This window comes from Melaminivora sp. (assembly GCF_032059615.1).
Classification (GTDB): Bacteria; Pseudomonadota; Gammaproteobacteria; order Burkholderiales; family Burkholderiaceae_C; genus Melaminivora.
The window spans coordinates 23,777-35,833 of sequence record NZ_DAMCAM010000007.1 but is presented as its reverse complement, the minus strand read 5'-3'; the positions used below and the strand labels follow the sequence as shown (position 1 = coordinate 35,833).

Sequence of the window (12,057 nt, the reverse complement as noted above, 5' to 3'; positions counted from 1 at the left end):
CCGCCCGCATGGACCACCTGGCACCGCAGTGGCTGCAGCGCCTGGGCGCCGAGATTGGCTGGGCCTATGCGCTGCGGCTGGCCCTGGCGCTGGGAAGTGTGCTCGCCCTGGGGGCCGCCACCGGGCAGGGCGAACGCATGGTGCCGCTGCTGCTCGGGGTTTTCGCCAGCGCCCTGGCCGAGGCTGACGACAGCTGGCGCGGCCGCCTCAAGGCCCTGGCCGTCACGCTGGCGTGCTTTGGCGGGGTGGGCCTGGCCGTGGCCGAGCTGGCCGACCAGCCCCTGGCCATGCTGGCGGCGCTGCTAGCCTGCAGCTTCGTCTTCACGCTGCTGGGTGCGGTGGGCGGGCGCTACCGGGCGATCGCCGCGGCCACCATCATCCTGGCGCTGTACGCCGCCATCAGCGAGCCGGCGCAGAGCCCGCAGCCGGGCGCGCCGCACGTGCCGGCACCCCTGGTCGCGGCGCTGCTGCTGGCCGGTGCTGCCTGGTACGGCCTGCTTTCGGTGCTGTGGAGCGCGGCCACGCCGCTGCTGCCGGTGCGCCACGCGCTGGCCGGGCTGTTCCTGGCGCTGGGCGACTACCTGCGGCTGAAGGCGGCCATGTTCGAGCCCGTGCGCGGCGTGGACCTGCGGGAGCGCCGCCTGCAGCTGGCGCGCTCCAACGCGCGCGTCGTGGCGGCCCTCAACAGCACCAAGGAGAGCATCGTCTCGCGCACCGCGCCGGGGCGCGCGCCCGAGGGGGCGCTCGCCGAGCTGCTGCGCCTGTACTTCATCGCGCAGGACATCCACGAGCGCGCCAGCGCCTCGCACTACCCCTACGGCGACTGGACCGAGGTGCTGTTCCACAGCGACGTGCTGTACCGCTGCCAGCGCGTGCTGCTGTTGCAGGGCGACGGCTGCAGCGAGCTGGGCCAGGCGCTGCGCCGGCGCGGCCCGCCCACCGTGCAGGCGCCGCATGGGCCGGCGATGGCCGACCTGCACGACTCCCTGGCCTGGCTGCGGCGCCAGGGGCAGCCCGAGTGGCGCCAGCCCCTGGGGTTCCTGCGCGCCGTGGCGCGCAACCTCGACAGCCTGGGGGCGCAGCTGGCGCTGGCCGCCGGCTCGCAGGCCAGCCCGCTGCGCGGCGACGTCGCCCTGCTGGACCAGGCGCCGCATTCGCTGGCCGAAGCCTGGGCGCGCGTGCGCGCGCAGCTGCACGTGCGCTCGGCACTGTTTCGCCATGCGGTGCGCCTGTCGCTGGCGCTGGCCGCGGCCTGGGGCGCCATGCAGTTCACCGACCCGGCGCACGGCTACTGGATCATGATGACCACGCTCATCGTCTGCCAGCCCACCTATGGCGCCACCGTGGCGCGCCTGGCCCAGCGCGTCGGCGGCACGGTGCTGGGCCTGGTGCTGGGCTGGGCGCTGATGCGGCTGTTTCCGCAGCCGCTGGTGCAGGCGCTGCTGGCAGTGGCGGGCGGGGTGGTGTTCTTCGTCACGCGGACGCAGCGCTACGTGGTGGCCACGGCGGCGGTGACGCTGATGGTGCTGATGCTGTTCAACCACGGCACGGGCGCGGGCTTCGCGCTCATCGTGCCGCGCCTGCTCGACACCCTGGTGGGCGCGGCCATCGCCGCCGCTGCGCTGCTGCTGGTGCTGCCCGACTGGCAGGGCCGGCGCCTGGGCGCGGCCGCCGCCGACGCGCTGGCCGCCAGCGCCGCCTACCTGCGCCGCATCGCCCCGCAATACGCCAGCGGCCGCAGCGACGACCTGGCCTACCGCATCGCGCGCCGCCGGGCGCATGACACCGACGCCGCGCTGTCGATGACCCTGTCGCACATGCTGCGCGAGCCGCCCTGGGTGCGCCGCCATGCACGCGCCGGGCAGGACCTGCTGGCCAGCACGCACACGCTGCTGGGCTACCTGTCGGCGCTGGGTGCGCACCGCGACCTGCGCGCCGGCCCGGCGAGCGATGCCGCCGCGGACGATCTGGCGGCACGCGCCGCCCAGGCGCTGGCCGGGGACATCGAGGCGCTGGCGCAGGCGCTGCGCAGCCACACCCTGCCGCCCCCGGACGGGGGCCAGGCGCAGGGCTGGCTGCAGCGGCTGCGGGCGCCGCCCGAGCCGAACGCCGACCCGCCCGTGCTGCATGCCCAGCTGGCCCAGGTCGCCCGCCAGCTGCAGGAGCTGCGCGCCGCCGCGGCGCAACTGGTGCAGGTGGCGCCCGCGCCGCTGCACGCGGCCCGGGTCAAATAGCAAAAAACATAGCTGCCTGCCCTTGCGTGGCAACGGTTTGGGGCGGTTTGGACCCCTGCCCCGCGCCTGAGCGCGGGGCGGGGCAGAGAGCCGTCGGCGCGCGCCTTCAGCCGGCGCGGCGCGCCGCCGTGCTGGCCACCGCCAGGGCCGTCATGTTCAGCACGCGGCGCATGGTGGCCGCCGGCGTCAGGATGTAGGCGGTGGCGGCGGTGCCCATCAGGATGGGGCCGACGGTGACGCCGCCGCTGGTCGTGGTCTTGAGCACGTTGTAGAGGATGTTGGCCGCGTCCAGGTTGGGGCAGACCAGCACGTTGGCCGCGCCGCTGAGGGTCGAATCCTGCAGGTAGGTGGCGCGGATGCGCGGCTCCAGCGCGGCATCGCCGTGCAGCTCGCCGTCGCACTCGATCTCGGGGTGCTGCTCGACGAACAGGTCGCGCGCCGCGCGCATCTTGCGCGCCGAGGCACGCCTGGACGAGCCGAAGCTGGAGTTGGACAAAAACGCCACCTTGGCCGGGATGCCAAAGCGCTGCACCTCCTGCACCGCCGCCCAGGCGATCTCGGCCAGCTGCTCGGCGCCGGGGTCTTCGTTCACGTAGGTGTCGGTGATGAACAGCGTGCCGTGCGTGCTGGTCATGACAGCGTTGAGCGCCGCGTACTGGCGCGCGCCCGGCGCGCGCCCGAGGATGCTGTCGATGCGCTCCAGGTGCGTCTCGTAGGTGCCGGCCAGGCCGCAGATCAGCGCGTCGGCATCGCCGAGCTTCACCATCAGCGAGCCGATGATGGTGTTGGAGCGGCGCACGGCGGCCTTGGCGACCTCGGCGGTGGCGCCGCTTCTCTTCATGAGCTGGTGGTAGGTCTCCCAGTAGGTGCGAAAGCGCGGGTCATCCGCCGGGTTGACGACCTCCACATCCACGCCCGGCTGCATGCGCAGGCCGGCCTTGGCGATGCGCGCGGCGATGACCTCGGGGCGGCCGATCAGGATGGGCCGGGCGATGTGGTCGTCGATCGCCACCTGCGCGGCGCGCAGCACGCGCTCGTCCTCGCCGTCGGCATAGGCCACGCGCTTCTGGTCATCGGGCAGGTGCTTGGCGGCATTGATGACCGGGCGCATCAGCATGCCGGTCTGGAAGACGTGGCGCGACAGGTGCTCCTTGTAGGCCTCCATGTCTGGAATAGGCCGCGTGGCCACGCCCGAATCCACGGCCGCCTGCGCCACGGCCGGCGCGATCTTCATGATCAGGCGCGAGTCGAATGGGGTCGGGATCAGGTAGTCGGGGCCGAACGCCAGCTCGGTGCCGGCGTAGGCGGCCGCCACCTCCTCGCTGATGTTCTCCTTGGCAAGAGCGGCGATCTGGCGCACGCAGGCGAGCTTCATTTCCTCGGTGATCTTGCTGGCGCCGCAATCGAGCGCACCGCGGAAGATGTAGGGAAAGCACAGGACGTTGTTGACCTGGTTGGGGTAGTCCGAGCGGCCGGTGGCGATGATGCAGTCCGGGCGCACGGCTTTGGCCAGTTCCGGGCGGATCTCCGGCTCGGGGTTGGCCAGCGCCAGGATGATGGGGCGCGGCGCCATGGTTTTCACCATCTCGGCCGTCAGCACGCCCGGCGCCGAGCAGCCCAGGAACACGTCGGCGCCGGCCACCACGTCGGCCAGCGTGCGCGCATCGGTGTCCTGCGCGTAGCGCGCCTTGGATTCGTCCAGGCTGGTGCGGCCGGTGTGGATCACTCCACGCGAATCCACCATGAAGACGTTCCTGCGCTGCACGCCCAGGCCGACCATGACGTCCACGCAGGCGATGGCCGCCGCGCCCGCGCCCGAGACGGCGACCTTGACGGCGCCGATGTCCTTGCCGACCAGCTCCAGGCCGTTGAGCAGCGCGGCGCTGGAAATGATGGCCGTGCCGTGCTGGTCGTCGTGGAACACGGGGATGTTCATGCGCTTGGACAGCTCGCGCTCGATATAGAAGCACTCGGGCGCCTTGATGTCCTCCAGGTTGATGCCGCCCAGGGTGGGCTCCAGCGCCGCGATGATCTCCACCAGCTTGTCCGGGTCGCGCTCGGCCAGCTCGATGTCGAAGACGTCGATGCCAGCGAACTTCTTGAACAGGCAGCCCTTGCCCTCCATGACCGGCTTGCCGGCCAGCGGGCCGATGTCGCCCAGGCCCAGCACGGCCGTGCCGTTGGTGATGACGCCCACCAGGTTGCCGCGCGCGGTGTAGTCAAAAGCCAGGGCGGGGTCGGCCTGGATGTCCAGGCAGGGGTAGGCCACGCCGGGCGAATAGGCCAGCGACAGGTCGCGCTGGTTGGACAGGGGCTTGGTCGGCGTGACGGACACCTTGCCGCGCACGGGGCTGCGGTGGTATTCGAGGGCGGCTTCGCGCAGGGCGGCTTCGGCGGCGGACAGGGTGGGCTGGGTCATGGCGGGCAATCTCGCGGGAAACTCTCTAGGCGGTCAATGCTAGCCCAGCGGCGCGGGGCGCCACCAGGGCCAAAAAAACCCCGCATGCCGGCGGGCGGGCGGGGCGGGGTGGTCTCGGGGTTCGACGGTGTCGGTGGGCGTCGGCCTGCCGGGCGGCGAGCACGGCCGCGGAGGTGTCGCGGCTGGCGCCATTGAAAAACACGTTCCATGCCACGGCGGTGAGCGAGGGCTGCAGGATACCGGATTCGGTGGCCAGGTGGAGGGTGCGCGGGGCCGATGGGCGCAAAGGGGCCACGGCCCTGCCGGGCCGTCGCGGGCTGTCAGGCCAGCAGGTCTGCCAGGCTGCGCGCCACGACCTGGGTCGCGCGGCGCAGGTCGTGCAGCTCGATGCGCTCGTCGGCGCGCTTGGCATGGCTCTCCAGCACGCTGCGCGGGCCGGCGCCGTAGATCACGCCAGGAATGCCGTGCTCGACGTACAGGCGCACGTCGGTGTAGAGCGGCGTGCCCACGGCCGGGGGCCGGGCGCCGAAGACCGCCTCGCCGTGCTGCTGGATGGCGTCCACCAGCGGCGCGTTGCCGGGCAGGGGTGTCATGGCGCGGGCCAGCAGCAGGCGGCGGATATCCACGCGCACGGCATCTTCGGCCCCGTAGCCGCCATCCTCATTGAATTGCTGCACCGCCTGGGCGATCACGGCGCGGAGGCTAGCTTCAACCTCGGCCGGATCCTCCTCGGGGATCATGCGCCGGTCGATCTTCAGCACCACCTTGCCCGGGACGACGTTGGTGTTGGTGCCGCCCTCGATGCGACCGATGTTCAGGTAGGGGTGGTCGATGCCCGCCACCTGCGAGCGCACGCTGCGGTACTTCCCGTTCTCGGCGTACAGCGCGGCCATCAGGGCGGTGGCCGCCTGCAGCGCGTCCACGCCGGTGTGCGGCACGGCGGCATGCGCCATCTTGCCGTGCACGGTGATCTCCATCTGCAGGCAGCCGTTGTGCGCCGTCACCACCTCATACGAAAAGCCGGCGGCGATCATCAGGTCGGGGCGGGTCAGGCCTTGCTCCAGCAGCCAGCCGGGGCCGAGCAGGCCGCCGAACTCCTCGTCGTAGGTGAAGTGCAGCTCCACCGCGCCCCGCGCCGGCCGGGCCACGGCTTCCAGCGCGCGCACGGCCCAGGTGAAGGTGGCAAAGTCGCTCTTGCTCACGGCTGTGGCGCGGCCATACATGCGGCCATCCTCGACCTCGGCGCCATAGGGGTCGCGCGTCCAGCCCTCGCCGGGCGGCACTACGTCGCCATGGGCGTTCAGGGCGATGGTCCTGCCGCCGTCGCCATAGGGGCGGCGCACGATGAGGTTGGTGAGCGACTGCAGGCCGTAGTCGCGCACCGCCTCGGGCGGCACGGCATGGCGCTCGGCCTCGAAGCCGAAGGCGGCGAGCAGCTCGGCCACTGCTTCAGCGTGCGGCGCGTTGTTGCCCGGCGGGGTGTCGGTGGGCACGCGCACGAGCTGCTGCAGAAATTCGACTTGCTCGTCGAAGTGCTGGTCGATCCATGCATCCAGTGCAGCGTAGGTGGCTTGGGCGTCGGGGTTCATGTCTTTTCCTTGAAGGGGCGGGCGTTCAGGTCTGCTCAGCGGCGAGCTGCTCCAGCAGGTGGCTGAAGGCTTCGACCGCCAGCTGCATGTCGTCGCTGGTCGTCGATTCGAGCGGGTTGTGGCTGATGCCGCTGTTCTGCCCGCGCACGAACAGCATGGCCTGGGGCATCAGTTCGTGCAGTTTCATGGCGTCGTGGCCGGCGCCGCTGGCCAGGCGATGCACGGGCACGCCCAGGGCCTGCACGGCTGCTTCCCAGCGCTGCTGCCAGACCGGGTCGCTGGGCGCAGCGGCCGCCTGCATCGCCAGCTCGGCCGTGTACTGCAGGCCGCGGCGCAGGGCGATCTGCCGCAGCTGCGCGAGCACGTCGGCGACCAGGGCGTCCTTCTGCGCATCGGTGGGCGCGCGCAGGTCCAGGGTGAACTGGCAACGCCCCGGCACGACGTTGATCGAGCCGCCGGGCACGGACAGCATGCCCATGGTGGCTACGCTGCCGGCGTCCTGGCGCGCGCGCTGTTCCATGTACAGGGCCAGTTCCGCCACGCCCAGCGCGGCGTCGCGGCGGCGGTCCATGGGGGTGGTGCCGGCGTGGCTGGCCATGCCCACCATTTCGCAGACGTAGCGCGCGCAGCCGTTGATCGAGGTGACCACGCCCAGCGGCAGGTCCAGCTCGGTCAGCACCGGGCCCTGCTCGATGTGCACCTCGACGAAGCCCAGGTAGCGTGCCGCGTCGCGCTTGAGCCGCGGGATGTCGTCCACGCACAGGCCGGCGTGCTGCATGGCGTCCCGCAGGCTGATGCCGTCGGCGTCCTGCTGCTGCAGCCAGGCCGGGTCGAAATGCCCGGTGAGCGCGCCTGAGCCCAGGAAGGTGGCCTTGTAGCGCTGCCCTTCCTCCTCGGCAAAGGCGACCAGCTCGATGCCGAAGGGCAGGCGCCGGCCCTGGCGGTGCAGCTCGCGCACGGCGGCCAGCGGCACGAAGATGCCCAGGCGCCCGTCGTATTTGCCGCCGTTTCTCACGGTGTCGTAGTGGCTGCCCGTCATCAGGTAGCGCGCGCCGGGCACCGCCGGGTGGTAGCGCCCCACGACGTTGCCGACGGCATCGATCTCGACCTCGTCGAAGCCGCCCTCGCGCATCCAGTGGCTGAGCGCTTGGGCGCAGGCCCGGTGCGCGTCGGTGAGATAGGTGACGGTGAGCTGGCCCTGCTCGGCATAGCCCGGGTCGCTGTGCTGCGCCAGGCGCTCGTGCCAGTCCCACACGTCGTTGCCCAGCGTGGGTTCGCAGCCGAACTTGTCGTTCAGGCGGATCTCGGCGATGCGGTGGATGTTGCGCAGGGCCTCCTCGCGCTCGAAGTCGGGCGGGTTGGCGAGGCGGCGGGCGAAGGTGTCGATGATCTCGCTGCGCGGCAGGCCCGTGCCGCGCGGGCCGCGCACGGCCAGGATGAACGGGAAGCCGAAGCGCGTGTTGTAGTCGCGGTTGAGCTGCTGGATGCGTTCGAACTCTTCGGGCGTGCAGTCGGTGAGTCCGGCTCGGGACTGCTCGTGGGTGGACTCGGCCGTGAGCTGGCGCGCCACGGCCGCCTTGCCGGCCAGCTCGGGGTGGGCCCGGATCAGGGCCAGCTGCGCGTCCTCGCCGGCGTCCCGCAGCACCTGCACCAGCGCATGCTTGAGGTGCGCCAGCGAGCGGAACGGCCGCGCGGCCAGGGCGGCCTCGGCGATCCAGGGCGAGTGCTCATAGACCCCGTCGAGCAGGGCCACGGCCTCGGGCAATGGTGCGGTGTTCAGTTGTTCCAGGGTCAGGGCCACGATGTCTCCGATATCGAAAAATATAGCTGCATGCCCTTGTCAGACAAGGGTTCTGGGCTGTTTTTATTCAAATTTGCGGAGCAGGGTGCTGCGCCGCCCAGTGCCGCGCCAGGTCGATGCGCCGGCAGACCCAGACGTTTTCGCGGCTCTGGATGTGGTCCAGAAAGCGCTGCAACGCCGTGATGCGCCCCGGGCGGCCCAGCAGGCGGCAGTGCATGCCGATGCTCATCATCCGGGGCGCGTTGTCGCCGGCAGGGTCGCCCTCGGCGTAGAGCACGTCGAAGCTGTCCTTGAGGTACTGGAAGAACGGGTCGGCGTGCGAGTAGCCTTGGGGCAGGGCAAAGCGCATGTCGTTGGCGTCCAGCGTGTAGGGCACGACCAGCTGGGTGTGGGCGCTGCCGTCAGACCTGGCCACGCGCATCCACAGCGGCAGGTCGTCGCCGTAGTAGTCGCTCTCGTAAACGAAGCGCCCGGCATCGGCCACCAGGCGGCGCGTGTTGGGGCTGTCGCGGCCGGTGTACCAACCCAGGGCATGGTCGCCCCCCTGGCCGTACAGCTCGTCGAAGATGGCCAGGCATTCGTGCATGTGGGCGTGCTCGATGTCTTCGGGCACGTTCTGGTAGTGGATCCACTTCAGGCCGTGGCAGGCAACCTCGTGGCCGAGCTCGTCGAAGGCCTGCGCGACCTCGCGGTGGCGCTTGAGTGCCGTGGCCACGCCGAACACTGTGAGCGGCAGGCCGCGCTTCTCGAACTCGCGCAGCAGGCGCCACACGCCCACGCGCGAGCCGTATTCATAGATGCCGTCCATGCTCATGTGCCGCGCCGGGTAGGCCGCCGGGTTGAACAGCTCGGACAGGAACTGCTCGCTGGCCGCATCGCCGTGCAGCACGCTGTTCTCGCCGCCTTCCTCGTAGTTCAGCACGAACTGCACGGCGATGCGGGCCTTGCCCGGCCAGCGCGGGTGGGGCGTGTGGCGGCCGTAGCCGACCAGGTCGCGGGGGTAGGGGGCGCGGGCGTCGTACATCGTGCTGCTGCTCGTTGCGGGGAATCGGGGGATTTCAGGAGGACAGGGCCATGGACAGGTCGCTGGTGGGCAGCTCGCGGTCGAACACCAGCCCGGCCTGCACGTTGTCCAGGTGCTCCTGCATCAGCAGCACGGCGGCTTCCTCGTCGCGCCGGGCCAGCGCCTCGACGATGCGGGAGTGCTCCTCGTGCGAATGCTCGGCGGCGCTGGTGGACTGGTACATCAGCGTGATCAGCGCGCAGCGCGAGATCAGCTCGCCCAGCAGTTCGCCCAGCACCTCGTTGCCCATAAGTTCGGCCATGCGCACGTGAAAATCCGCCAGCATGGTCGTGCGCTGACCCACGTCGCCCGCCTGCATGGCTTGCTTCTCGGCCGCCACGTGCTGCCTGAGCGCCTTGATCTGCGCCGGCGTGCTCTGCGCGATGAAGGCGCGCACCATCTCGACCTCCAGCATGCGGCGCACGGCAAAGACCTGGCGCGCCTCATCGACCGAGGGCGTGGCCACGAAGGCGCCGCGCGCCGGCTCCAGCCGGATCAGGCGGTTTTGCGCCAGCTGGAACAGCGCCTGGCGCACCAACGTGCGCGACACGCTGAAGTGGTCGGCCAGTTTCTGCTCGGCCAGCTTGGTGCCGGGCAGCAGCCGACGGGTGGCGATGGCCCGCGTCAGGCTGTCCACGATGAAGCCGGTGGTGGAGGTGTCCATGCGGCCATGATAGCCTGTGGCGACAAGATTTGTATACACTTTGCGTACACAACAAACCCGATCCAAGGAGGCAAACACCATGGGCCTGAGCACCCACGTCCTCGACACCATGCACGGCTGCCCGGCCGCCGGCATGGCCGTCGCGCTGTATTCGACCCAGGGCGACGAGGCCACGCTGGTGCGCCGCCTGACGCTCAACGCCGACGGTCGCACCGACGCGCCCCTGTTCGACAACGCCAGCCTGCGCCCTGGCACCTACCGGCTGACCTTCGACGTGGCCGGCTACTTCCGGGGCAAGGGCGTGCAGCTGCCCGACCCACCCTTCCTGGACCGCGTGAGCCTGGACTTCGGCATCGCCCATGCCGACCAGCACTACCACGTGCCGCTCCTGGTCAGCCCGTGGAGCCACTCGACCTACCGGGGCTCCTGAGTGCCCCCGCGCCGCGCCGGCACGGCGCGGCGCTGCCGGTAGGGCTCAGTAGCCCAGCGTCTGCCCGTCCGGGTTGCGCGGGTCGGACGCGCCGTACAGCATGCCGTCGCGGATCTGGATGGTCTGCGTGCGGCCCATCGAGGGCTTCACGACCACCTTGTGGCCCCACTGGCGCAGGAGGGCTACGGTGTCGGGCGAGAAGCCCTTTTCGATGCGCAGCTCGTCGGGCGTCCACTGGTGGTGAAAGCGCGGCGTGGCGGCGGCTTCAAACGGGTTCATGCCGAAGTCGATGGTGTTGACCACCGTCTGCAGCACCGTGGTGATGATGCGCGCGCCGCCGGGGCTGCCGGTGACCAGCACCGGCTTGCCGCCCTGCAGCACCATGGTGGGCATCATGGACGACAGCGGGCGCTTGCCGGCGGCCACGGCGTTGGCGTCGCCGCCCACCAGGCCGTAGGCGTTGGCCACGCCGGGCTTGGCCGAGAAGTCGTCCATCTCGTTGTTCAGCAGGATGCCCGTGCCCTTGGCGACGATGCCGCTGCCGAAGTTGGTGTTCAGCGTGTAGGTGACGGCCACGGCATTGCCGGTCTTGTCCACCACCGAGAAGTGCGTGGTCTGGTCGCTCTCGTAGGGCTGCGGCTGGCCCGGCTTGATGGACTTGGCATCACGCGCCTGCGTGGGCGCAATGCCGGCGGCCAGCTGCTCGGCGTAGCGCTTGGACGTCAGGCCCTTGAGCGGCACCGTGACGAAATCCGGGTCGCCCAGGTACTCGGAGCGGTCGGCATAGGCCAGCTTCATGCCCTCGGCCATGTAGTGCACGCTGCGGGCGCTGTTGGCGCCCCAGTCCTTCATGGGCCAGCGCTCCATCATGTTCAGGATTTGGATCAGGTGCGCGCCGCCCGAGGACGGCGGCGGCATGCTGACGATCTGGTAGCCGCGATAGGTACCGCGCACCGGCTCGCGCTCCACGACCTTGTAGTTCTTCAAGTCATCCAGCGTGATCGCGCCAGCGTGCGGCGCCATCTCGGCGGCTATCTTTTGCGCGATGGCGCCCTCGTAGAAGGCGCGCGCGCCCTGCTGGCCGATCAGGCGCAGCGACTGCGCCAGGTCCTTTTGCACCAGCAGGTCGCCACGCTGCAAGGGTGCGCCGTTCTTCCAGAAGATGGACGTGGTGGCGGGCCATTGGCCCATGTTTTTCTTTTCCTGCGCCAAGATCTTGGCCAGCGTCTCGCTGACCGGATACCCGCGCTCGGCCAGCGCGGCGGCGGGCGCTACGACCTGGGACAGCGGCAGCGTGCCCCATTTCTTCAGCGCATGCTCCAGCCCCGCCACCGTGCCCGGCACACCCACGGCGTAGTGCGTGTAGAGCGACTTGCCGTCGATCACGTTGCCCTTGGCGTCCAGGTACATGTCGCGCGTGGCGCGCGCGGGCGCCACCTCGCGGAAGTCCAGCGCAATGTCGCGCCCGGTGCGCGCGTCGTGCACCACCATGAAGCCGCCACCGCCCAGGTTGCCGGCGTTGGGCAGCGCCACCGCCAGCGCAAAGCCCATGGCCACGGCCGCGTCCACCGCATTGCCGCCGGCCTTCAGCACGTCCAGGCCGATGCGCGAGGCCAGCTCCTGCTCGCTGGCGACCATGCCGTTCTTCGCCACCACCGGATGGAACACGTCCATGTCGAAGTCGTAGGCGGCTGCGGCGGCCTGTGCGGCGCTGGGCTGGGCCTCCGGGGCGACGGTCGCTTGGGGCGCCGCGACCGACGCGGACGGCGGGGGAGTGCCGCAGGCCGTCAGGCTGGCCAGCGCCAGGGCGACGCTGCCAGCCAGCAGGGAGGTGCGCAGGTTCATGGGAAGTCTCCT

General features: G+C 70.7%; 8 protein-coding genes. 2 read left to right on the top strand and 6 right to left on the bottom strand.

What is annotated here, in order from left to right:
- The first annotated feature begins 8 nt into the window (after positions 1–8).
- Entirely contained in the window at positions 9–2,234 is a 2,226-nt protein-coding gene (yccS, locus tag RT051_RS02820) for a YccS family putative transporter (RefSeq protein ID WP_313071278.1), read from the top strand.
- A gap of 106 nt (positions 2,235–2,340) precedes the next feature.
- Here the strand turns inward: yccS and RT051_RS02815 are convergent, their stop codons facing one another.
- From RT051_RS02815 to RT051_RS02795, 5 genes are all read right to left on the bottom strand, one after another.
- Positions 2,341–4,653, bottom strand: coding sequence for an NADP-dependent malic enzyme (locus tag RT051_RS02815; protein WP_313071273.1), 2,313 nt, complete (start codon positions 4,651–4,653; stop codon positions 2,341–2,343).
- A gap of 320 nt (positions 4,654–4,973) precedes the next feature.
- Positions 4,974–6,242 carry a M20/M25/M40 family metallo-hydrolase gene (locus RT051_RS02810; protein WP_313071270.1) on the bottom strand — a complete coding sequence of 423 codons (1,269 nt, stop codon included), beginning with the start codon at positions 6,240–6,242 and terminating at the stop codon, positions 4,974–4,976.
- A gap of 25 nt (positions 6,243–6,267) precedes the next feature.
- Positions 6,268–8,043 carry a 2-oxo-4-hydroxy-4-carboxy-5-ureidoimidazoline decarboxylase gene (gene uraD, locus RT051_RS02805; protein WP_313071268.1) on the bottom strand — a complete coding sequence of 592 codons (1,776 nt, stop codon included), beginning with the start codon at positions 8,041–8,043 and terminating at the stop codon, positions 6,268–6,270.
- Positions 8,044–8,110: 67 nt separating this feature from the next.
- A complete protein-coding gene (puuE, locus tag RT051_RS02800) occupies positions 8,111–9,067 on the bottom strand; it encodes an allantoinase PuuE (RefSeq protein ID WP_313071265.1) in 957 nt (318 codons plus the stop codon).
- A 34-nt stretch (positions 9,068–9,101) separates the two neighbouring features.
- A complete protein-coding gene (locus RT051_RS02795; protein ID WP_313071261.1) occupies positions 9,102–9,770 on the bottom strand; it encodes a GntR family transcriptional regulator in 669 nt (222 codons plus the stop codon).
- A 79-nt stretch (positions 9,771–9,849) separates the two neighbouring features.
- Here RT051_RS02795 and uraH point away from each other — a divergent pair, with 79 nt between their 5' ends.
- On the top strand, positions 9,850–10,200 hold the full coding sequence (uraH, locus tag RT051_RS02790; RefSeq protein ID WP_313071258.1) for a hydroxyisourate hydrolase: 351 nt from the start codon (positions 9,850–9,852) through the stop codon (positions 10,198–10,200).
- A 45-nt stretch (positions 10,201–10,245) separates the two neighbouring features.
- Here uraH and ggt read toward each other — a convergent pair whose 3' ends face one another.
- The gene (gene ggt, locus RT051_RS02785; protein ID WP_313071254.1) at positions 10,246–12,045 is read right to left on the bottom strand and encodes a gamma-glutamyltransferase; all 1,800 of its coding nucleotides are present in this window, start codon (positions 12,043–12,045) and stop codon (positions 10,246–10,248) included.
- Positions 12,046–12,057: the final 12 nt, after the last annotated feature.